This is a genomic window from Paenibacillus sp. VT-400 (assembly GCF_001029205.1).
Classification (GTDB): domain Bacteria; phylum Bacillota; class Bacilli; order Paenibacillales; family Paenibacillaceae; genus Paenibacillus; species Paenibacillus amylolyticus.
In genome coordinates, this window is sequence record NZ_LELF01000067.1 from 1,139,761 (window position 1) to 1,164,243 (window position 24,483).

Annotated in this window: 14 protein-coding genes and 1 tRNA gene; 11 read left to right on the forward strand and 4 right to left on the reverse strand. The window is 45.8% G+C overall.

Features of this window, described 5'->3' with window-relative positions; translation table 11 throughout:
• Positions 1-136: 136 nt before the first annotated feature.
• The 8 genes from EL84_RS15910 to EL84_RS15945 all read left to right on the forward strand — a co-directional run bounded on the left by EL84_RS15910 (position 137) and on the right by EL84_RS15945 (position 8,940).
• Entirely contained in the window at positions 137-1,318 is a 1,182-nt protein-coding gene (locus EL84_RS15910) for a methyl-accepting chemotaxis protein (protein ID WP_047842324.1), read from the forward strand.
• 227 nt (positions 1,319-1,545) lie between these two features.
• Entirely contained in the window at positions 1,546-2,301 is a 756-nt protein-coding gene (gene pstB, locus EL84_RS15915; RefSeq protein ID WP_036609821.1) for a phosphate ABC transporter ATP-binding protein PstB, read from the forward strand.
• A gap of 63 nt (positions 2,302-2,364) precedes the next feature.
• Positions 2,365-3,024 carry a phosphate signaling complex protein PhoU gene (phoU, locus tag EL84_RS15920; RefSeq protein ID WP_036609819.1) on the forward strand — a complete coding sequence of 220 codons (660 nt, stop codon included), beginning with the start codon at positions 2,365-2,367 and terminating at the stop codon, positions 3,022-3,024.
• A 233-nt stretch (positions 3,025-3,257) separates the two neighbouring features.
• Entirely contained in the window at positions 3,258-5,912 is a 2,655-nt protein-coding gene (polA, locus tag EL84_RS15925) for a DNA polymerase I (protein WP_036609817.1), read from the forward strand.
• A 118-nt stretch (positions 5,913-6,030) separates the two neighbouring features.
• Positions 6,031-6,858: a DNA-formamidopyrimidine glycosylase gene (mutM, locus tag EL84_RS15930; RefSeq protein WP_036669994.1), complete on the forward strand. Its 828-nt coding sequence runs from the start codon at positions 6,031-6,033 to the stop codon at positions 6,856-6,858.
• A gap of 142 nt (positions 6,859-7,000) precedes the next feature.
• Positions 7,001-7,774 carry a manganese efflux pump gene (locus tag EL84_RS15935; protein WP_047842325.1) on the forward strand — a complete coding sequence of 258 codons (774 nt, stop codon included), beginning with the start codon at positions 7,001-7,003 and terminating at the stop codon, positions 7,772-7,774.
• Positions 7,775-7,783: 9 nt separating this feature from the next.
• Complete coding sequence (gene coaE / locus EL84_RS15940) at positions 7,784-8,380, forward strand: dephospho-CoA kinase (protein ID WP_047842326.1); 597 nt, start codon at positions 7,784-7,786, stop codon at positions 8,378-8,380.
• Entirely contained in the window at positions 8,377-8,940 is a 564-nt protein-coding gene (locus EL84_RS15945; RefSeq protein ID WP_036609809.1) for a lytic transglycosylase domain-containing protein, read from the forward strand. Before coaE ends, EL84_RS15945 begins: the two co-directional genes overlap by 4 nt.
• Positions 8,941-9,021: 81 nt before the next feature.
• Here the strand turns inward: EL84_RS15945 and EL84_RS15950 are convergent, their stop codons facing one another.
• A complete protein-coding gene (locus tag EL84_RS15950) occupies positions 9,022-9,243 on the reverse strand; it encodes an alpha/beta-type small acid-soluble spore protein (RefSeq protein ID WP_017689472.1) in 222 nt (73 codons plus the stop codon).
• Positions 9,244-9,359: 116 nt separating this feature from the next.
• Here EL84_RS15950 and nrdR point away from each other — a divergent pair, with 116 nt between their 5' ends.
• Both nrdR and EL84_RS15960 read left to right on the forward strand, forming a co-directional pair.
• Entirely contained in the window at positions 9,360-9,827 is a 468-nt protein-coding gene (gene nrdR / locus EL84_RS15955) for a transcriptional regulator NrdR (RefSeq protein WP_036609807.1), read from the forward strand.
• 185 nt (positions 9,828-10,012) lie between these two features.
• Positions 10,013-10,085, forward strand: a tRNA-Ala gene (locus tag EL84_RS15960).
• 248 nt (positions 10,086-10,333) lie between these two features.
• Here the strand turns inward: EL84_RS15960 and EL84_RS15965 are convergent.
• Positions 10,334-13,963, reverse strand: a complete 3,630-nt coding sequence (locus tag EL84_RS15965; protein ID WP_047842327.1) for an S-layer homology domain-containing protein — start codon at positions 13,961-13,963, stop codon at positions 10,334-10,336.
• Positions 13,964-14,356: 393 nt separating this feature from the next.
• On the opposite strand from EL84_RS15965, the gene EL84_RS15970 reads away from it, so the two are divergent.
• Positions 14,357-22,405 carry an immunoglobulin-like domain-containing protein gene (locus EL84_RS15970; protein WP_047842328.1) on the forward strand — a complete coding sequence of 2,683 codons (8,049 nt, stop codon included), beginning with the start codon at positions 14,357-14,359 and terminating at the stop codon, positions 22,403-22,405.
• A gap of 144 nt (positions 22,406-22,549) precedes the next feature.
• Here the strand turns inward: EL84_RS15970 and EL84_RS15975 are convergent, their stop codons facing one another.
• Together EL84_RS15975 and EL84_RS15980 are read right to left on the reverse strand one after the other, a co-directional pair.
• Positions 22,550-23,488, reverse strand: a complete 939-nt coding sequence (locus EL84_RS15975; RefSeq protein WP_047842329.1) for an FAD:protein FMN transferase — start codon at positions 23,486-23,488, stop codon at positions 22,550-22,552.
• Positions 23,489-23,497: 9 nt separating this feature from the next.
• A complete protein-coding gene (locus EL84_RS15980; protein ID WP_047842330.1) occupies positions 23,498-24,427 on the reverse strand; it encodes a LysR family transcriptional regulator in 930 nt (309 codons plus the stop codon).
• Positions 24,428-24,483 lie beyond the last annotated feature (56 nt).

Below are 24,483 nucleotides of genomic sequence, written 5' to 3' on the forward strand. Positions count from 1 at the left end.
TTATTTTACGTTCATTTAACATAAAGGAAGATTTTTCTTTACGTAGAGGGAGTAGCATGGACTTATCTGAGTGATACTTTGTACCTACATAACCCACCTCAAGACGGAGGTATTACGTAAAGGAGATTGCGCATTTATGCCCATGTTGCTCGAAGTGAAACCTGACCAGTCTCATGTTATTTTACATAATGAAGAAATAGCGACACCCGAACAGCAGCATCATGAAGTAACGGTTGTTGCTGAAGAATCTGTGATCCATTTGCATGACTATTATCGTCAGGTACCTGTCGCCGGAGTCCATACCACCTGTGGAGAAGCTGCCACGATGATGAATCAGGATCAGGAACACCCATGTATCGTATTGTGTGATGAGCAGATGAAACCCACTGGATTGTTAATGAGAGAGACGTTATATCGGATGTTAAATGGCCGTTTTGCCGCAGATCTATTCTACCGTAAGCCGGTCATACAAGTAGTGAATACATCTCCGGTCATAGCAGATATTCATATGGAAGCCTCAACGATTATTGATATCGCACTTGGACGGGATGAACAGCATTTCTACGATTGTCTGCTGGTTACGGACCAAGGCAGACTGCTTGGTGTGCTGACGATGCGTGACGTAATGTCGCTATCTCGCAGATTACAACAGGCTGTTACGGAAGAGCGCATACGTACAGTAACCGAGAGCAGACAGGAGATATCCAGAATCAATAATGCGGTCACCAAGCTGGTGAATGCAGCGAATCAGACCGTTCATGAGGCCCGTGAGATCATGGCATTGTCCAAACAGGGCGAAGAGAGTTTGAAACACGTTGATGCTTCCTATAACCGGGTACATCAGCATATGGAGAGTCAAGGACAACATGCGGATCACATGCTGAATTCGATCAAAACAGGCTCAGGGATGGCACAATCCATTCGCTCCCTGGCAGATCAGAGTGGTCTTCTCGCCCTGAATGCTTCCATCGAAGCAGCTCATGCCGGTGAATATGGACGAGGTTTTCAGATTGTTGCAGGCGAGATTCGAGCGCTCGCAAAACAGACCCGTGAGGTTGCGGGGAACATGTCTTCTTTGTTAGAGAATATTGGTGGATTGACCCTTCAGACTGTTGAACTGGTTAAGGCAAGCGGAGCGGAGATTGACGACAGTTCGGTGCATGTCACCGCAGGGGGAGCAACGTTCCGACAACTGAACAGTGCGGTGAGAGGTTTGTCTCGTATAGCAGAGGAGATCGCCATGGAAGGCGGGAAAGCTGGAGAAGTTGCAGAGCACATTCGTATGAAGCTGGATGAGATGGTTTCGAATAGTGAGTAATATAAAGTAGTCAATAAGGCAGGCATCAGCAATCAGATTGATCCATCAAGCAGATCATGCAGGTTAAGGATGTCTTTTTTACATTCCGTTAACATGAAAGTGATACTGTTTTTACAATGAAAGGGTAGGATATTAAAGATGGCCGAGCAACGATGAAAGATTATCAGTATCGGTCTCAACGTAAAGGGAGTTTCCGTGTCCCTGCAGCGAAGGAGAAGTGAACATCCATGAAGGACCTCATTCACATTGAAAATCTTAATTTATATTATGATACGCATCACGCGCTTAAAAATATATCGATGGATCTGCCGGAAAAAACCGTTACTGCGTTCATCGGGCCGTCAGGTTGTGGTAAATCGACATTGCTTCGCACGTTAAACCGGATGAATGACATGATTCCGGGTGTTCGTGTGGAAGGACAGGTTATGCTGAATGGCTCTGACATTTACAGTAATGAGATTGAAGTGGAGACACTGCGCAAACGAGTTGGAATGGTGTTCCAACAACCGAATCCTTTTCCAAAATCCATATACGATAACGTGGCTTATGGACCGCGCTTGCACGGGGTAACCCAAAAGGCTGAACTGGATCAGTTGGTGGAACAAAGTCTTGTCCATGCTGCCCTATGGGATGAAGTAAAGGATGTATTGAAAAAGTCGGCACTTAGTTTGTCCGGCGGACAACAACAGCGTCTCTGTATTGCACGGGCGCTGGCTGTACAGCCTGACGTTCTGCTGATGGATGAAGCAACGTCTGCACTCGACCCGATCTCCACATTGAAGATTGAGGAACTGGTGAAGGAATTGCATCACAAGTACACGATCGTTATGGTTACCCACAATATGCACCAAGCGGCACGGGTATCTGGACGCACGGTATTTTTCCTGAATGGTGAAGTGGTGGAGGCAGCTGATACGGAGACGTTATTCTCCACACCGCAAGATTCCCGAACCGAGGATTATATATCTGGAAGGTTCGGTTAAGCGAGCTGAATTGGAATGATCCCGGCATACCCGGAGATGATGGATAAGGAGGACATGAAATCTATGATTCGCAGAAAAGAATTTGATCAGGAGCTTGAAGAGCTGCGTACCTTGCTCAAACAAATGGGTGAACATGTAGGAGCAGCATTGGATGGTGCTATTGAGAGTTTACAAACGATGAACGCGGAGAAAGCTCAGGTCATCATCAAGAATGATGCGAATCTGAATGCCCTTGAAGACAAAATTATGGAACTTGGCTCCAAACTGATCATCACACAACAGCCGGTGGCAAAGGATCTCAGACGTATTATCGTGGCATTCAAAATCTCCAGTGATCTGGAACGTATGGGAGATCTTGCGCTCGACGTGGCGAAGGTGACACTCCGTATGGATGGACAGAAGCTAATTAAACCTTTGGTGGATATCCCGCAAATGGCAGAAATCGTGAAATCCATGATTGATGAATCCATCGAATCTTTCCTGAAAGAAAACACAGACCTGGCCTACAAAATGGCTCAGACAGACGATCAGGTCGATCAACTGTACAGCCACATGATCAGTGATCTCTACACGTTAATGTCAGAGCATCCTAATCAGGCTTCTCAGGCTATGCTGCTGATGATGGTTGGACGTTACATTGAACGAATTGGCGATCATGCAACCAACATTGGTGAGAGCACGGTATACCTGGTGACAGGTAAACGTCCGGATCTGAATCAATAGAAGAGCATTGCTATGGAATTGGGGAATCAGTACTGATTAAGTAATGCAATCATATGAATGGAAAAGGACTTTCTCTCAGGTAGGCTGTGTACAGCTGTCTGTGGAGAAGGTTCTTTTTTGTGATTAAATGTGAAGTGAAAGAGGCTATTCTTTTTGATGTGACAGGTGGGTATGGTATCATGAGAGTAGATGTAATTTGAAGAGGTTGACCATATAATACGCGAGGTGCTGGAATGGACAAGTTTATTCTCATAGATGGAAATAGCATTATTTACAGGGCGTTTTTTGCAATGCCGCCTCTGACCAACTCGAAAGGTCTGCATACCAATGCGGTATATGGCTTCACTACGATGCTGCTGAGATTGCTTGAAGAGCATAAGCCTACACATGTCATGGTTGCATTTGATGCAGGCAAAATCACGTTCCGCCACGAAGGGTATCAGGAATACAAGGGTGGACGGGAGAAAACACCACCAGAGTTGTCAGAGCAATTCCCTTTGCTCAAAGAACTGTTGAAAGGACTTGGCATTGCTCAGTTTGAGCTGGCTGGATTCGAAGCAGATGACATCATCGGAACGTTAACCAAACGGGCAGATGAAGCGGGCAGACAGGTGCTCGTTGTATCGGGTGACAAAGATATGTTGCAGCTTGCTTCCGAACATGTACATATCGGGCTGACGCGCAAAGGGGTAACCGATATTGAGCTGTATGATCCTGCTCAGATTAAAGAGCGTTATGGTCTGACGCCGCTGCAAATCATTGATCTCAAGGGTCTGATGGGCGATGCGTCCGATAACATTCCAGGCATTCCCGGGGTTGGAGAGAAAACAGCGTTGAAGCTGCTGCACCAGTTCGGATCGGTAGAAGATGTGCTGAACGGCACTAGTGAGCTGAAAGGCAAGATGAAAGAAAAGATCGAGGCCCATGCCGAAGATGCCCGGATGAGCAAACAACTCGCGACGATTCACCGGGAAGTTCCGCTGGAGCAGACGTGGGAGGATATGCAATTCGCTGGATTAAAAGAAGAACATGCGGGCCCTGCATTGGCCAAGCTGGAATTCAAATCCTTGCTCGAACGCCTGTCGTTCAGTGGCAGCATCGGTTCTGAACAGGAAGCGGTCCCTGCTGCCGAAGTTGAATCCTCCATTGCAACAGAGGACAACATCAGTGAGTTGTTCAGTTCCCTCGATTCCATTGATGTCCTCCACGTGGAGACACATGGGGATAACCCGCACCAAGCGAAATTGATTGGACTTGCTGTAGGTTCCGCTGGAACGTATACGTTCATATCTCCCGAATTGCTTCATTCCGAGGCTGCGGCTCCAGTGCGGGCTTGGCTTGGTAATTCAGACCAGCCGAAGCGCGGTTATGATCTTCATCGTGTAGACCTGGCCCTGCATGCGCATGGCATTGAATTTGCTGGTGCGTCATTTGATGTACAACTGGCAGCGTATTTGCTTGATCCAACGGAATCCAACCAGACGATTAGTGGACTCACGACCAAGTATGGTCTGCCTTCACTTGTGGAGGATGACACGGTTATGGGCAAAGGTGCCAAGTACAAGGTACCGGAAGTGGAGATCTTGGGTGATTTCCTGTGCCGCAAAGCTGCCGCAGTAGCAGCCATTATTCCACTTCAGGAGCAGGTGCTGGAAACCGATGAGATGAATTCACTGTTCCATGAACTGGAGATGCCGTTGTCACGCATATTGGCGGACATGGAGAAACAGGGCATCAAGGCCAATACAGCCGATCTACAGGCTTTGGGCAGTGAGTTTGAAGAACAGATCAGCAGGTTGATGGCTGAGATCTACAAGCTGTCAGGAACGGAATTTAATCTGAATTCACCGAAGCAACTGGGTGAGATTTTATTTGATAGACTGGGCTTGCCAGTGGTGAAGAAAACAAAAACGGGTTATTCCACAGATGCTGAAGTATTGGAGAAATTGGCTCCTTATAATGATGTGGTCAAGCATATTCTACAATATCGTCAGCTTGCCAAGCTGCAATCCACTTATGTGGAAGGATTGCTCAAAGAGATATCCAATCGGGATGGCAAGGTGCATACGTATTATCGTCAGACCATTGCTGCAACAGGACGACTTAGCAGTCAATTCCCGAACTTGCAGAACATTCCGATTCGGATGGAAGAAGGTCGCAAAATCCGGAAGGTATTTGTTCCTTCCGAGCCAGGATGGTCCATTTTGGCAGCAGACTATTCCCAGATTGAACTGCGAGTACTGGCCCACATTTCGGACGATGAGCGCTTGAAGGAAGCGTTTGTCAACGATATGGATATTCATACAAAGACCGCTTCGGATGTATTCGGTGTGAAGCCTGAGGATGTGGATGGGGATATGCGTCGTTCCGCGAAGGCAGTTAACTTTGGTATCGTGTATGGCATAAGTGATTATGGCTTATCACAGAACCTGCACATTACACGTAAAGAGGCCGCGCAGTTTATTGATCAGTATTTTGAAGTGTTCCAGGGTGTCCGCCGATACATGGATGACATTGTGAAGGAAGCTCGTCAGGATGGTTACGTCAAAACGCTGTTGGAACGTCGTCGTTACCTGCCAGAGATTAATGCCAGTAACTTCAATCTGCGTTCCTTCGCAGAGCGTACGGCGATGAATACACCGATTCAGGGAACAGCAGCAGATATCATCAAGCTGGCCATGGTACAGATGGATGAAGCGCTGCGGGAACGCAAGTTGAAGAGCCGTATGTTGCTTCAGGTGCACGATGAACTTGTATTCGAAGTGCCTGCGGATGAATTGGAACTTATGAAAGAGTTAGTACCATCTGTTATGGAAAAAGCGTTGGAACTGTCGGTTCCGCTGAAAGCCGAAGTCAGCTTTGGTGATAACTGGTACGAAGCGAAATAAATCAAGTGCTGCGCGGTTTTTCCGGTATTTTACAATAGGCCCTTCCATGTCCGAGATATAAGAAAAGGGTCCCGCTGAGCGCCATCTTCCGTTATAATATAGGGGAGGTGAGAACATCATGCCGGAATTACCGGAAGTCGAAACAGTCAGAAGAACATTGAATCAACTTATTGTGGGCAAAACGATTGATCATGTTACCGTTAGCTTGCCGCGGATTATTCAGCGGCCGGACGACATAGATGCATTTGCAATGGAACTCGCGGGACATACCGTCATTGGCGTGGAGCGCCGCGGCAAGTTTTTGCGTATTTTGCTGGACGGGCTGGTGCTTGTCTCCCATCTGCGGATGGAAGGAAGGTACGGTGTGTACGAGCAGCATGAAGATGTGGAGAAACATACACATGTGATCTTCCATTTTAATGATGGTACGGAATTGCGTTATAAGGATGTGCGTCAGTTCGGTACGATGCATCTGTTCAATGCAGGTGAGGAACTGGTGTCCAAACCTTTGCTGAAGCTGGGACTGGAGCCGCTTGATCCCGCCTTTACGGTAACTGCATTCCGCGAGGCGGTTGGCAAGCGTACAACCAAAATCAAGGCTGTACTTTTAAATCAGGCATATGTGGTTGGTATCGGGAATATTTATGTGGACGAGGCTCTATTTCGCGCAGGTATCCATCCCGAGACCATCGCCAAGACACTGACCGAAGCTCAGTTAACGGTGCTTCATGAAGCGATTGTGGCTACGTTGCAAGATGCAGTGAATGCAGGTGGATCATCCATCAAGTCCTATGTGAATGGACAGGGTGAGATGGGGATGTTCCAGCATCAACTGAAAATCTATGGACGCAAATCAGAACCTTGTACAACTTGTGGTACGTTAATTGAAAAAACGGTGGTTGGTGGCCGTGGAACGCATTTTTGTCCGAACTGTCAGCTGCTGTAACATGAACTGAATGAACGAAATGATGAAATCATAGCACCCTTGGATTCCTCCCTCCATATACTGATATGGCAGAAATAAGCGGGCGTATACCCATACTGGCATCTTCAGTTGGCACGAGTACCGCACAGAGGAGGAGTCCGGGGTGCTGCATCATTTTATTTCATTGCTGGCGCTTGCTTTGGCGCTTAGTTTAGATGGTTTTGGAGTCGGGATTACATATGGGTTACGGAGGACTAAGATTCCCCTGTTATCTATCGCTGTTATTTCGATCTGTTCAGGATTGGTTATTGCCTTGTCGATGCAAGTAGGTGTGTTGTTGTCCCATGTGGTGTCACCGGATATCGCTTCGATCGTGGGAGCTGTTATATTGATAGGTATTGGTGCATGGTCACTGTTGCAACTAATTCGGAAGCAAGGCAAAGAACAGCTGGAAACAGACACTGGAATGGGTGAGGGAACAGAAGCAAAGGTAACTGGAGTGGGAGAAGCACAAGAGAGACTGTCGGCTTCAAAGGGCAGAAATCAGGTGCTTGCACTGGATCTGGAACAGTCGGCTTCAAGTGGATCACTGGAACGAATGGTATTTACACTGGAGCTGCGCAAGCTGGGCGTTGTCATTCAGATCCTTCGCAGTCCCTCCAAGGCGGATATGGATAACTCGGGGAGTATATCTGCTCAAGAAGCGATGTGGCTGGGTATTGCCTTGTCTCTGGATGCGTTTGGAGCAGGTTTGGGAGCGGCACTTCTGGGATTCCCTACACTATGGACAGCACTCATTATTGCACTATTTAGTGGGGCGTTTCTGTCACTCGGCATGAAGGTTGGCCTACGATTCTCAGCTCTGCGCTGGATGCGAAGACTGTCTGTATTGCCAGCGCTAATGTTAATGATTATGGGAATAATGAAGTTGTTATGAGGTGAAACGATGAATATAGGCTTAACCGGCGGGATCGCGACAGGCAAAAGCAGTGTTTCCGCCTATCTCGCCAGTAAGGGAGCGTTGCTCATCGATGCAGACGTTATTGCCCGGGAAGTTATGATGCCCGGGCATCCCGTGTTGGCCGCCGCTGTTAAGCGGTTTGGACAAGCCATACTGAACGAAGATGGAACACTGGATCGGAAAAAGCTCGGAAGTATTGTTTTCGAACAACCAGAGGAACGAAAGGCATTGGAGGCTATCACACATCCGGCGATCCGAAGAGAGATGCGCGAACGGGCTGTTGCATACGCGTTGCAATATCCGGATAAACTTGTGGTATCTGATATTCCTTTGCTCTACGAATCAGGTCTGGAGGACGGTTTCGAGGAAGTCATGGTTGTATATGTCCCGAGATCGGTGCAACGAGATCGCTTGATAAGTCGGGATGGAATGACTGCAGCACAGGCTGAGGCTCGAATGGATGTACAGATGGATATTGAGCGCAAAAAACAGCTGGCAGACATTGTCATCGATAACAGCGGCTTATGGCCTGCGACGGAGCAGCAAATTGACTCATATCTACAGCGTAAGGGTTTGTTATGAGAATATTGCGTAAGAAACGTGTATTGCTGTTGATGTTTGTTTCCTTTGTACTGGTGTTATTTCTGAATACAAACTGGATGGCATGGTTCTATCCCATACATTATAAGGAAGAGATCCGTGCCCAATCTCAGAGTTATGAGGTTGATCCGTTTCTGATTGCTTCCATTATCAAGGTGGAGACTAATTTTAAGACAAGCAAGGAATCCAAACGAGGTGCCATTGGGCTCATGCAACTGATGCCGGACACGGCGAATTGGATACTGGAACAAGCCAAAATTCCCGACACTTCGCTGGAGGAATTAAAGCACGAGCCAGAACGAAATATTCAATTAGGCACATGGTATCTGCGGAATCTGTCTGATCAATTCGATGGCAATGAAGCAGTTATGATCGCTGCCTATAATGCGGGACCAGGCAAAGTAAACAGTTGGCTTAGAGATGGTGTATGGGATGGCTCGTTCGATACAGTGAAAGATATTCCGTTTGGTGAGACGCGTCACTATGTACAAAGAGTCATTTACTATTATAATCAGTATGTAAAGATCTATAATACGTTCTAGTATATAAGTAGAAGCACAGAGCAGGCCGGTTATTCACCGGCCGCTCCATGCTCCTCTGTGTAGCGTATTACGATGCAGATATTATTGGTATTGACCTGCCAATTGCTGTTCTGCAATTGTTACCAGACGCTTCGTGATGTATCCACCGATCGAACCGTTCTCGTAAGAAGTCATGTTACCTTGGTATCCGTCTTGTGGGATGCTGATTCCGAGTTCTTGAGCAACTTCATATTTCATTTGCTCGAGTGCTGCGGAAGCTTTAGTTACCACCAAGTTGTTGGAGTTACCATTGCTTTGTGCCATTGCTGTTCACCTCCTCGCGGGTTGGTAAAAGTATTATGTGTCGGCAATGCGTTTTTCATTACAAAATCAGTACAGGGAATATGTGGTAAAAAGTAAAACGTGGGAAGTGATCTGTTTTGAAGTGTCCTTATTGCGGTTATATGGGTACCAAAGTGCTTGATTCGCGTCCGGCCAACGAAGCAAAATCCATTCGTCGTCGCCGTGAGTGTGAGCAGTGTGCCCGAAGATTTACAACGTTTGAGATGATTGAGGAGACTCCACTGATCGTCATTAAGAAAGATGGCAGTCGTGAAGAGTTCAGCCGGGACAAAATTCTCCGCGGGCTCATTCGTGCCTGTGAGAAACGTCCAGTCTCCGTAGAGACCCTGGAGATGATGGTATCTGAAGTGGAGAAATCTCTGCGTAATACAGCCGATGCTGAAGTTGAGAGTCGCCAGATTGGTGAGCTGTTGATGGAACAGTTGTTTCCAGTCGATGAAGTGGCGTATGTCCGTTTTGCGTCGGTATACCGCCAGTTCAAAGATATCAATATGTTCATGAAAGAACTGAAATCCCTGTTGTCCAAAGACGATCTGGAGGATTAGTGAAGTTGGTAAAGGGAGAAGAGCAGTCTGGAGTTCCAGTCCGTGTGTACCAGAGAAATCGGTTGTTCTTCTCCAATCACTTTGGATCTTGAAAAAGTGATTGACAGCGAAAGCTGGATTTTATATGATATAGGAGTCGCCTGTGGAACGTAGCAGTGCTGGACAAGTTATCTATTTCATATCCTGGGGCCTTAGCTCAGCTGGGAGAGCGCATCGCTGGCAGCGATGAGGTCAGGGGTTCGATCCCCCTAGGCTCCATAATCAAGAATGCCATCACATTATTGTGATGGCGTTTTTTTGTGCGTGAAATAAATCAGAACATGCATTAATTAATTATAATTTTTGGAATTAGTGACGAGCCTGTTGACGAATATTCTAGATGCAAAAATAGAGGTTTTAAAGTCCTGACTGTGGAGTTGTCAAAAAAAGTACAGTTTCAAAACAAGGAGACCCTTCCGGCTGGATATTGTCCAACCGGAAGGGTCTGCATTTATCTGTATACGCTTTCAGTTAGCCAGATATTCGACGAATCTTACAAAGATCGTGGCTACTTCGGCGCGGGTGGCGGTGGCTTTGGGAGCAAAGAAGTTGTCCGGCTTGCCTACTACAATGCCGATGTCCCGCAGTGCCTGAACGGCCTCCAACGCCCATGAGCTGATCTCACTCTCGTCCGTGAAGGGCTTAGAGTGGCTTTCAGGGAGCTCATAGCCTTTGTACTTCATGTAGTTGTACAGTATCACCAGCATCTGCTCGCGCGTCATCGGTGAATTGGGGTCAAACAGGTCTGCGTTTTTACCGTTAACTATGCCTTTTTCGGCCGCCCACTCGGCTGCCGCGGTGTACCATTGTCCGTCCGTCACGTCGTTAAAGCGGGAACTCGTGTAACTGGAGAGGTTTACGTTCTCAAGATTAGACAGTACCTGCACGAACATTGCACGCGTCATTGCGGTTCCCGGTGAGAACGTCGTGGACGTTGTGCCGTTGAAAAGATCGTATGTGTAGGCGAAATTTATATAGCTGTAGAACCAGTCGTCCATGTTGGCATCCCTGAAAGGATTGCCCGATATCACGAGGAAGCCCAGTGGGGTGGCGTCATCAAATGCCAGCTCCGTACCCTCACGGATGTTCAGCGACATGCCGTTATCTAAGCTAACTTTTGCGCCGCTCGGTCCTACCACAACCGCTCCGCCGCTCCGTATCTTCGATCCGCCGTGAATATCCACACGGTTGCCGTTGGGCAGGGTCACATGCGCGTCTTTGCCGCCTACTGTAACCGTACCGTCGCTCGCTATCGTCGATCCTCCCGAAATGGTCACTGTGCTGTTGTCGCCGGGTAGTATCACTTCGGCGCTCTTGTCTGCCGGAATGGTTAACTTACCGTTTGAGTCTATCGATGTGCCTTCGGGTACCTTAATCTTCGTCCCGCCTTTGGTCGCAATCTCGCCGCCACCGGGAAGGGTGGTGTTGCCGTTTTTGTCTGTGATCGCGGGTTTATCCTTCGGTGTATTCACTGTGTAGGTCGACTTCAACGTTCCAGCGTCTGTCCCGGTGCCCGTATTGTCGGTGTTGCCCGTATTACCGATGTTGCCGGTATTTCCGGTATTTCCGGTGTTTCCCGTATTGCCGCCAGAATCAGGCACAGTGGGAGTCGTCGTCTTCATCGGCGTCGTCGTAGCACTGATCTCCGCGCCGTCGCCCTTTGCATTCACCGCGATGATGGTGAAGTTGTAGCCTTGGCCGTTTGTCAGGTTCTTGAAGGTATATTTGGTCTCCGTCGCATCCAGTGTAATCGGCGTCCCGTTGCCATACCATACCTTGTAGCCCAAGATCGCACTGCCACCGTCGTCAGCAGGGGCGGTCCAGTTCAATGTGACCTGTCCGTCACCGGCTGTCGCCTTGAAGCCGCTCGGAGCACCGGGCACGACCGGTTTTCTCTGCGCGAACATCCAATCAAAGACGTCTGTGTAGTCATTGTTCCAAGCCGGCAAGTTAGAGGACTGCGCCGTGGGAGCTATGCTCCAATTCCCCATAGTTATCTGGTTGTAAAGAACCGCCGCTTCAACTTCGTGGGCTATGTAATCAGCCAGAACAGGTGTGTTGGCCGGATTAGGCCTCAGATTTGGCTGATCAAATTGATTGTAGGGCCACGTAAGGACCTCATTACTCTCAAAGCGCGAAGCCCTCGCGTTGATCATTTTCGGCATATTGTTATTGATGAAATTATTGAGGTTAGTCTGGTAGCCTCCAACATTATGAGTATTTAAAAACATCCAATAGGCCAAGGTGTTGTGAGCGTCATTAGCATTAGCGTTCGGTGAACCGCTTACCGGGGCCATAGGTGCAGCGGCGGCGAAGAAGCCAGGATGGCTGTTAACTAAGTTGTTTGTATACTGGCCGCCCCATGAGAAGCCAGCCGCGTAAACACGGTTAGGGTCTACTTCGCCGCTGGCAATCAGGGCGTCTATGACCTTCTTAACATTCTCTGTTGAGGGAACAGATACGCCATTATAGGAAATATTCAGTACATGGCTGGCGTACTTGTCAGGATTTTTCTCCATTTTTTTCATTAGAGCGACCGAGCCGTTGGCGGATTTCATGGCCGCTTTTTGGTCTGTCGCAGCGTTTGTGCCGCCGCGTGACATGCCGTGAGTATAAACATACAGCGGCAATCCTTTGATCACTTTACCGTCTTCATCCTTGTGTAGGTAGAGCGAGCGATTGACCGAATTGTCCGTGAATGTTGTAAACTTGTCAAGGATCGGATTCACAACTTTGTCCTGTTCAAAAACCACGTTGCGAAGTGGACTCCCCTCTGTCAGTACGATCTCTCCGTTTGGGACGATGTTGTAAACCTGCTTTGTCGAGTTACTGCTGCCATCCAGCGTTGTTTTGCCGCCGCTCGCTGAATAAAACTCAGACTCAACTACGATGTAACGGCCACTTGCCAGTCCGTCCTGATAATCCGGTGAATTGCTTACTGGCCCCAGATAGCCGCGTACTTTAGGCTCGTCATTAGCGTATACCCTTGTGATTTTGCGTGGTCCTTCAAAGGTCACTGCTTCGCCGTTCAGGGTCGTGTTCCTAGCCGATAAGGCAAACAAGTCCGGATTAAGCGCGGAGCCTAACGCTGCCTTCCCCTCGCCTAAATCAATGATGACAGCGGTTGTGTACTCGCCACTGGCGAAGTTGTCATTCCATACAACAAAGGGAAGCAACCCCGCGTCCGGATCGTTTTTGAATGTTACGTGAATTGTATGGTCAGCCTCAATATTCGAAAAGGTATAAGTGCCAGCAGATAGAGTCGCGGTCTCGCCGTCTACCGTTACGGTATCCACCATTTTGCCGGAATCGGGGGTAAACGTAAATTCTTTGTTAGAGTCCCGATCTACTCTCAGAACATCGCCGGGTGGGTTCGGCGTTATTCGGCCGCCCGGTCCCGCAGTGGCGGTGATTGAGAATCTGGTATCCACTTCATTGGCTAAAGAGAGCTGCAGGCTGTCTGTAAAAGAAGCAGCGCTGGTGTAAGCCGCGTCCGGATCTCCGAAACTGGAAACGACTTCATAGCGGTCACCGCCCTTTTCCGTTGAGTTATTAATATAAACCTCAAAGGTAAGCTTGCCCTCCTCCAAGGTCAAGGTTCTTTTGGGTATTCTCATCTCCACGATATATCCTGTTTCCGTGATCTGGGTCCATGCAGCTCTGCCCGGAGCGGCCTGCCCTGAGTACACGCCCGTCGCGCTGACGCGCCATTGGTTTGAGCCTCCGGTTCCGGTGCCGACATAAAACTCCAGGCTGTCGTACTGGTGATCTCCGCCAGCTCCCTGATATAGATTACTGTCATTCACAACTACTCGGGAATACAGGTAGTCATGGTCCCAAAGGATTCTGGCTATGCCCGTGGCATGGGGTCTGGGATCGGCGGGCACAGTGCTTTTGTTGATGTGATGCTCCATGGTCTGGCCCCAGAGTGGGTCGTTTGACCCGAGTTCGGGAGTTCCAAAAATGGCGGTGGGTGTTTCATTCGCTTCTGCGTTCTCGATGTTGTCAGCGGCGGCGGCATAGCTGGTAGGCATTAGCGACGCCACCATTACCAAGCAACAGAGGAACGCGAGCATTCTGCTAAATCGTTTTGGCATAAATGAAAATCCTCCTTATTTTTCGATGCGGTGCACCCATGGCTTACCGCATCGTATTCGGACACGTTGTCCATATGACAAGCGCCCAACTATATATATTATGTTTATCAGGCGTTCAATCCTTTAATTTAAACATAGCGTATATATAGAATGAAAACGATTACTTCGAAGTATAGAGATAGTGTTGAAGTTTGCTTGAATTGCAATAAAAAAATCCACCTTATTAACAAGATACTACATTGAATTGGAAGTGTTGAAGACGTAATATGAGAAGAAATGTAAGCGCATTCTTTTTTTAAACGTATCTCTATTTCCTTGAGCGAGGTGGTCTGGTTTTATAGGTGAGAGATATGGGTTGTATGCTTCTGAAAATTAATCGAAGGGAAGAATGCTATGCGGAAGCAAATTACAATCCTAATGTTAGTTTTACTTATGACCTTCAGTAGCTGGTTTAATCTTGTTCTGCCATTTAGCAATCAAGCTTCAGCGGACACAATAACACCAACGATGTTGGCGTATTATCCATTGCTTGAGGATGTACAGGATATATCAGGTAATGAAAAGCATGGAACGGCCGTAGGAGACATTACGTACACCGATGGTCTCACTTTACGTGGGGGAACAGATAGTAATACAAACTACGTTCAGCTTCCTACTGGTTTGTTTGATAATCAAGAAAATACAACGATATCTGTATGGATCAAGAGCAACACTGGAAGTGGGAACTACTCAGCATTATTCTACGGTACTCCAGCAGCTGGCAATAACTTGCCAACGAATTACTGGATGTTTAATCCATCGAATCCAGGTGGTGATTTTAAGTCAGTATTTACGAATAACAATAATGTTGACCAGCCTTGGACGACTGAGGTAGGGGTATCAGGCACTTCAACGACACCGTACGACGGTCAATGGGTGCACTATACGACGGTCATTACAGAACGCTCTATTACAGGTTACATTAACGGTGTAAGTATAGGCACGACTGCCAAAGAGAAAACAACAGCAAGCTTTGGTACTGATTTGCATGCTTACATCGGTCGCTCCAATTATTTAGGGGATGCTACTTTTGCGGGTAGCTTTCAAGATTTAAGAATTTACGGAGAGGCACTAAATAATGAAGATATCGCTGTAGTATATGAACAATCGTTTAATGAAAAGCAAGTACAACAAGGCAAAATAGAGCTAACGTTAGGAGACATATCGGCAGTTACAGAATCTCTTGAACTACCTACTGAAGATAAGAATGGCGCAATGATCTCATGGACTTCTAGTGATGAGAGTGCGATTAGTGCAACCGGGGAAGTGTTCTTACGAGAAATGGAGCAACAAGTGACGTTAACTGCAACCATTTCTTTAGGTGGAAGCCAGGCAACGAAGGAGTTCATTGTTACCTTACTACCTAAGGATGAATCTATTGAGCAGATTGCCGTTAAGAATGTCTTGCTTAATGAACCTACATTTATTTTATCAGCGGGGGACAGCGAGACAATAGTGGCTACTATTTCACCTTCAAATGCAACGAATAAAAGAATTATCTGGACATCTAGTGACTCCAGTGTAGCGATTGTCAATTCAACGGGTAAAGTTACAGCTGTTAGTGGAGGTACAGCCACAATTACGGTACAGACTGAAGATGGAGAGTTTACAGCCACATCAGCCGTTACCGTTAAGGGAAAATCGCTAAAAGATGATCTTATTCTTCATTACAACATGAAGACGACTGAAGAAGTAGACGGTCAACTCGTACTGAAGGATGTTGCCAACAAGGCAGTTACATTTGACGGAATATTTAGAAATCCAAACAATGGACAATTCATTTCAAACAGTGAGGTTGGCTTTGTTTCCTTCAATGGTGGAAGCTCTACATCTAATAGTGGGCATGTTGAGATTCCTAAGGGCTCAAATGGACTAGATCTACTACACGGTCTGAATGAGATTACAGTATCTTCAATCGTGAACTGGACGAATGATGGGACGAATCGCTGGATCTTCGGTTTGGGTACTGTATTAACACCAGAAACGAACAAATATTTCTTCGTAACACCACGTCACGGTAGTAGATCAGGTAATATGATTGCTACAGGTATCTCTAAAAATGGCTGGCCGAACGAAGCATTAGTTACAGGTAGCGCAAACTCAAACCTGATCGGTGGGCAGTGGAAGCATGTAACGGTGTCCTTGTCCGAAGCTAGCAATAGGATAACGTTATTCGTGGATGGAGTTAAGGTTGCTTCGGGTAATGCAAAGGGACTAAAGCTGTCAGAGATTATTAATCCGGATGCTACTTTCTCTGGCTTTATCGGTAAATCAATCTTCTCAAACGATCCATACCTTCAAGGTAGCGTAGCTGATTTTCGAGTATATGATCGTGCGTTGACGGAGCAAGAAGTAGGCGAGTTATATCAACAAGAAGGAGCAACTCACATCTCCAAAATACGTCAGCTCACTGTTGATGATGCAGCGAATCAACTTAACATCAGTCGTTACTTAGGTGAAGGCGATAAGAGTACCGATAAGATAACGAGAAACGTTGCATTACCAACAAGCGGTAAAAACGGCGTGAGTATTACTTGGAGTTCTAGTCATCCTACTGTCATTTCTAATCATGGCACGGTACAGCGTCCAGCTGTTCAGGCAGGTAATGTTCAAGCGGAGCTTACGGCCACTTTAATGTATCAAGGAGTATCGACTACAGCTGTATTTCCTGTTACGATCTTGAAGCAATTCGATGATCAGCAGAAGGTTGATTTAGACGCTGAACAGATAGAAATCTACAATGCTGACAACGTTAAAGGTAACTTACGTCTTGTCACTACAGGTGAACAAGGCTCCACAATTACATGGGTATCTAGCAGACCGGCAGTTGTGAAAGGAACGGCTGAAGCGGCTGGTAACGCTACACAGCTAGGCTGGGTAAGCCGTCAAGCTACGGATACGCCTGTTACGCTAATAGCTACAATTACGAATGGTGCAGCTTCTAAAGAGCGTACGTTTAACGTTACGATTAAACAAGCAGCAGCGCCAGTTCAGCTTGATGCTTACTTCTTTGCGTACTTTACAGGTGAATATGAGGGTGGTGAAGAGATATCCTTCGCTACAGCTGAAGATCCATTGTTCTGGAAAGCGCTGAATAATGGTAAGTCGATCCTTCAATCCGATATGGGTGAAAAAGGACTTCGAGATCCATTCGTTATTCGGTCACCAGAAGGGGATAAATTCTATATGCTGGCAACCGATTTGAAAATGGGCGAAAGTACAAATTTCGACCAAGCTCAAATTACGGGTAGTCATTACATGATGATTTGGGAGTCGGAGGATCTCGTTCATTGGAGCGAGCAGCGTATGATCGAGGTTGCTCCTAAGACTGGAGGAAATACGTGGGCACCAGAAGCTATCTATGATCCAGTAACTGGAGAGTATATCGTATTTTGGGCATCATCAATGAAAAACACAGAGACATATGGTGATTATAACGGAAGACCTGCAGGTCAGTACAATGTGATGTACTTCGCAACAACAAGAGACTTCTACAACTTCTCTGAGCCAAAGGTCATGATTGATGAGTCACTTCCGACCATTGATACGACGTTTATTGAGCATAATGATATGTTGTACCGATTCACCAAATCAGAAGTGAATACTAAAGTGTATGTGGAGAAAGCACCAACTTTTTATTATGACAAGGACGGTATTGCAGCAAACGGCCTTCAATACAACGCTGTTCCGGGTACACGTGATAATAAACTTGGCTTGATCGGAAATAATGGAAACAACGAAGGGCAAACGATTTTTAAAGATAATAATAAAGACAAATGGTATCTGTTCCTTGATTCATGGCCATATCATGTTCGATATACAACAGATCTGGATAGTAGCACGCAATATATGAACAATGTATTAAGTAGTGATAAATATGCACTGCCGCCAGGACCACGACACGGGACGGTAATTCCAATCTCACGTGCAGAGTATGATGCTTTGCAAGAGAAGTATGCCTGGAAAGGTCCGGCACCATCAACAGACCCGGTTGTACATTACTCATTTGATGCAAATACAGTGAATGGTACAACGGTGAATGACATTTCTGGTAATGGTCATCACGCAACACTAGTAGGTGGAGCAACGATTAATGAAGAGGATCGTATCGGTAAAACGGGTGGTGCACTAGAGCTTAATGGATCAACAGGATATGTGAAGCTGCCAGATAACTTGATTCAATCCTTGAATCTTGAGAAGGCTACGTTCTCTACATGGGTTCAAATGGACAGAAATCAAGCAAATCAAAGAATATTTGATTTTGCTTCCGAAACAGGCAGACAGGTTAACCGCAACACCATGTACTTGAGCACACAAGGTGATACAGGTAGTCTAGAGTTTGCTGTCGTAACACCTTTTACAGAGAAATTTAGCAATGACAGCACGCGACTGGGATCAGAATATAAATATGCGGTGAGAAATTCCGGGTTATTACCAACGAAGACTTGGCAGCATGTTGCCATTACAATGGATGAATTTGATGCAGTATTGTATGTGAATGGTCAAGAGGTTAAACGTAGCTCGACATTTAACGTTGAGCCGAGAATGTTACTGAAAACAACGATGAATTATATTGGGAAATCGAGAAACAGCTCTCATAGTCTATTTGATGGTAAATTTGATGATTTCCGTATTTATAATCGTGCATTATCCGTTGAAGAGATTGCAACATTAGCTGATGAAGACGTTACTCCTCCAGTAGAGCAGCCATCCGGGGCAGAGCTCATTCTTCACTACGATATGAATGATATCGATGGTGCAACGGTTATTGACCAAACAGGAAACTTCAACGGAAAATGGATGAATCCGTCTAAAGCAGAATGGATTCGTACACAAGATGCTGGTGTACTAAGCTTTACTGGTGGCACAACTAACTCTTATGTAGAACTACCACAAGGAGTTCTCGATGGTTTAACGGATATGACCGTTTCATCCATTGTGAACTGGAGCGGTAAAAACGCTGCGGAGTGGTTATATGCATTAGGAAGACCAAACAATAATACACACTATACGTACTTCACACCACGTTATAACGCTAACGGTCTAGCTCGCCTAGGTATCGCGACGAATGCTTGGAATAATGAGTCTTCAACTTCTACCACGGGCTTAAAGAATAATGAATGGAAAGTCGTTACGACTGTTGTTTCAGGCACGGATGGTACACTAACGCTTTATATTGATGGTGTTGCTGTTGCATCAGGCTCAACGAATGGAATGACACTAGAACAAATAAAAAATACTTCAGGCAGTAGTGGAACCATCGGTAAGTCATTCTATACAGCTGATCCATACTTCGGCGGTATGATTGCAGACTTCCAAATCTATGATGGTGCTATGACTGCGGCACATATTACATCACTTAAGGCTCATGCAGATCAGAAGATTGCTTTGATGGAGGGCATGCTTGTATCGGCTGCGACAGAGAAATTAACGATGCATGATCTTCTTGCTGCTAATGCATCAAAAGATACGATTATAAGCAATGTAACATTGCCAACATCAGGTGTTTATGGCACAACAATAAGCTGGACTTCAGATAAGGGGAATGTCATCTCAACTACAGGTGCCGTAACCAGACCAGCTAACGCAACAGGTGATCAAGTTGTAACGTTAACAGCAGTATTTACAGATGGTACAGAGACAGTTAACAAAACTTTTCAGTTGACGGTTAAGGCATTGCCAAACGATGTCACTTCTGTAGATGAAGCAAAAGCAGCACTAGTCGTTCATAACATTAATGATGTAAGAGGTCATATATCATTACCAACATCTGGACTATATGGAGCAACGATTACTTGGGCTTCTGTACAACCAAACGTCGTTTCAGTTACTGGAGAAGTAAAACGTCCGGCACACGGTAGTGGGAATGTAGACGTGAAGCTTACAGCTACGATTACATTAAATTCAGCATCCACTACGAAGGAATTTATTGCGAAGGTGAAGGAACTGCCTGCTGATGAAAAATATGCGGGATACTTTTTCACATATTTCACTGGAGAAGGTACTGCAACAGGGGAGCAAGTTTACTTTGCACTAAGTAACGGCAATGATCCGTTGAACTGGCGAGAATTGAATAATGGTAAACCTGTATTGACCTCTACCTTAGGGGAGAAGGGGGTACGTGATCCGTTCATTATTCGTTCGCCTGAAGGTGATAAGTTCTACATGATCGCTACCGATCTGAAAATTAACGGCAATGGTAACTGGGGCAGAGCACACACATGGGGTAGTCGTTCCATTATGGTTTGGGAATCGAATGATTTAGTCAACTGGACAGATCAACGCATGGTAGAGGTTGCACCGGAAGAAGCGGGTAATACATGGGCACCAGAAATTATGTACGACAACACAACTGGTGAATATATCGTATTTTGGGCATCAAGAATGTTTGATGATGCATCCCATACAGGCGATGCTTATCAAAAAATGATGTATAGCAAGACAAGAGATTTCTATACGTTTACTGAACCGCAAGTATATCTGGATTATGGATATTCCATCATTGACACAACGATGATTGAGCATGAAGGAAAAGTGTATCGCTTTACGAAAGATGAGCAAAACAACGGAGATTCTGCTCCATTTGGCAAGATGATCTTCCAAGAGGTCGGTGACTCGATCTTAGATCCAACCTTCAAGATGATTAATCAAGGCGTTGGTAACATCAAATGGGTTGAGGGTCCAACGATCTTCAAATCGAATACCGATAAAAAATGGTATTTATTCGTAGATGAGTTTGGTGGAAGAGGTTATGTTCCATTCGAGACAACTAATCTTGCATCAGGTGTCTGGACATTATCTTCTAACTACAACTTACCAGCGAGTCCGCGTCACGGAACGGTAATTCCAATTACACAACGTGAGTATGATGCACTCAATGGGAAGAACGTACCCGTTAGCGGAATTAGCTTGGACAAAACGACGTTGTCAATCGTAGAAGGTCAATCAGGGCAACTGACAGCTACGGTAGCACCAGCTAATGCAACGAAAAAAGCAGTAACATGGAGCTCTAGCGATACAGCTGTAGCGACTGTAAGTGCGACAGGTCAAGTAACAGCGGTGGCACCAGGAACCGCAAGGATTACAGTAACTACAGTGGATGGTGGTTTATCATCTAGCGCTACGGTAACGGTAACACCATTGGTTGATGGAACACCACAAGCACCAAGCAGTGGTAATGGAAATGGTGGCGGTGACGTTAACATTCCTGCACCTACAGTGCCAACAGCTCCAGGTGGAAATGAGCCAGTGGTCATGAACAACGGCCAAATAAACATTAAACCGGTTGTAAATGAGAGCGGTACTTCTGAAGTGAAGTTAAGTGCGGATACGGTGAGGCGTGCGCTTGATCTAACGACAGGCGGTAAGCTACACATGCGAGTTGAAGCTGATGCAAGCTTGAACGGGCTAACGATTGAGCTAGCAGTAGATGCGCGCTTAACAAGTGGATCTTCTACGGTAGATCGCATCGAGATCAACACAGGCTCTGCAGTCGTAACAGTGGCAACCGAACTGCTTGGAACAGGAACAAGTGCAGGGAAGACGTTAGGATTGTCGATTAAGAAAATAGCAGCTAATCAACTGCCAGCTGGCGCACAAGCTCAGCTGAACGGTGAGGTCGTATACGATATCGAGCTAACGATGGATGGTAAGAAACTTACAGAGTTTGATGGCAGAGATGATCTCGTGATTGAATTGCCATACACACTAAAGGCTGGCGAAAATCCAAACAACGTCGTTGTATACGATGTGAAGGACAACGGAGAGCTAAAAGTGGTGACGAATGGTAAATACAATGCAGCGACAGGTAAAGTAGAGTTCAAGCCAACGTATCTAAGCAAGTATACGGTAGCGTATGTTGCAACGAGCTTTAAGGATGTGACCCAAGATTGGGCGAAGGATGCGATCTCAGCATTGGGAGCAAGAGGCATTGTAAAGGGTGTAGGCGACGGCGAGTTTAATCCGAATGGTCAAGTGACAAGAGCAGAATTCATCACCATGCTGATGAAGTTGTTTGAGTTATCGGATGAGAGCGCAACGACAAGTTTTAGTGATGTGAAGCAAGGAAAATGGTACCATGGAAATATCGCAACCGCGCAGAAGCTGGGGATTGTGAACGGGAAACCAAATGGACGATTCGGAGTTCATGAGAACATTACACGAGAAGATATAGCGGTTATGGTATACAAGGCGATCCAAATTAAGCAACTAGCGTTAGCAAGTGGTGAAGCTGCAGCCTTCAAGGATGAAGCAAACATCGCAAGTTATGCGAAGCAAGCGGTAGAGGCAATACAGGGAGCAGGCATAATAAACGGTGTAGGTAACGATGAGTTTGCACCGAAGAAGAATGCTAGCCGTGCAGAAGCAGCAGTGATGATCTATAATTTGTTGGGTTTGATGTAGACACGTTAATTATAAGGCAGTTGCTATTGATTCACTCAGATCATAAAGTTGGGCGGAAGAACTTGTTCCGTCCACTTTATTATCTGTTTAATCAGTGAGCAGGAAAAGCCGTTAGATCCTGGCCTAAAGAAGTAGCTGTTAACTTTACCTTAATACGGGCTCAATTCTTCCCCTAAGATTATCGGTATAGGCCAGATTTCCATCCGTCGTGATTACGGCAGCCTCGATATCCTTCATATTATTAACTTTATGAATAATGGAGACCGCATCTAACCCAAATAATTCTGTAGTATATATATCGGAGTCGAGTGATCGATCCGCAATAATCGTTAAAGAAGCGATATTACTTTCGATTGGATAGCCTGTTCTGCTGTTAAATATATGATGGTACTGACTCCCTTCCTTCTCTAAAACTCTCTCATATATTCCTGATGTAACAACGGATTGCTCGCGTATACTAACGAGTGCTGCTGCATTTCCTCTAGGTAAAAAGGGATTTTGGATTCCAACTTTCCAGTGACTGGACCCGGTGGGAGAATCGCCATGAACCAGAACATTGCCGCCCATATCGACCATAGCTGATGTAACTCCGTTTTTCTTGAAAAATGACATAACTTGATCAGCAAAATAACCTTTAGCGATCGCTCCAAGGTCGATTTCCATGCCTTTTTTGAATAAATGAACCGTTTGCAGCTCATCGTCAAGCTGTATATGCTCCGGATTCAAGAGCTCCAGCACTGCTTTAATCTCGGTATCTTCCGGCACATGTGCCTCGCGAAAACCAATTCTCCACAAATTGATCAAAGGCCCTATCGCAATATTTAAAAATGAATCTTTATTCAGGCTGTGTTCTTTGCCTATCTTAATAAGATCATACAGTTCCTTGTCTACTCTAAGCGGATGTGATGCGGCTTCTTTTTTTAGCATGGCAAGCTGCGATTGCTCACTGTTGGCACTAAACACTTGTTCATAATGGACAAGCATATTCACGGCTTCCTCGGCAAGCTCTTCAGCATCTGTCCCCTTGATATAGAGGGATATGTTAGTTCCCATAAGCGGTATCGTTCTCGTAAAAGGTTTCATGATAGCCTCCTATATTGCACATTGTTGTCCGTGATTGAGAAAAGTATGGATGAGGTCATGATCCACGCTATTCAGCTTTTTTTCTCCATGATGGGCTATAAAATAATCCAGACTCATCATCTCTAGAGGGATTGGATAGATGTTGTATTCCGAAGGGCACTCCTTGATATGGATGCTTTCAGGCACAAAAGTCAGACCTAAATTATGCTTTGCAAGCTTGAGTACAGTGTAGATTTCATTACTTTCCATAACGATATTAGGCTGTACCTTGTAGACACTGAGCAATTGATCAATCTGTTTTCGGATTGCCGAACCCTTGGACGTTAGAATAAGCTTTTGATTCAAAATGGTGCTGATCTCAATCGTGCCCTCCGGGATGACTGCAACATTCTCTTGATATAATTCGCAGCAACGCGGAATGATGGCCTGGTAACTGTGCCTGCCCCAGTTAAACGAGTTCAAGTTAGGGGAGATACTGCTTGAATTTTGCCCGATCCAGAAGTCCAGCTCATTATTTTGGAGACGTTTCTCATTTTTTTCAGGTAAATCCTCGACAAGATTAATTTTATAAGCAGGATGAAGCTCGAGAAAATCTGGTAAAAAAAGGGGCGTTAAGTACACACCGAGGCTCGGAAGAATGCCAATCCGTAACACTTTATTGTCAATATCCGATACATATGAGATTTCCCTTATAAGCTTCGCGTAGCTGTTTTCGAGTGAAGTTAAGTATTGATAATATATTTTCCCCTGCTCGGTTAATCGGTACGGAAGTTTGTTGCGAGTGATTAGCTCACAGCCCAACTCAATTTCGATTTTTTTGATAACCTTTGTGAGGTAGGGCTGAGATATGTAAAGGGATTGTGCGGCCCTGCTATAGTTGCTGTATTTTAATAGGCTGTCAATGTAACACAAGATATCTTGAGATTCTAACTTAGACATGTTCCTCACCCCTTGTGAAAAAAGTAACAAACTTTGAATTTGAGGTGATTATAACA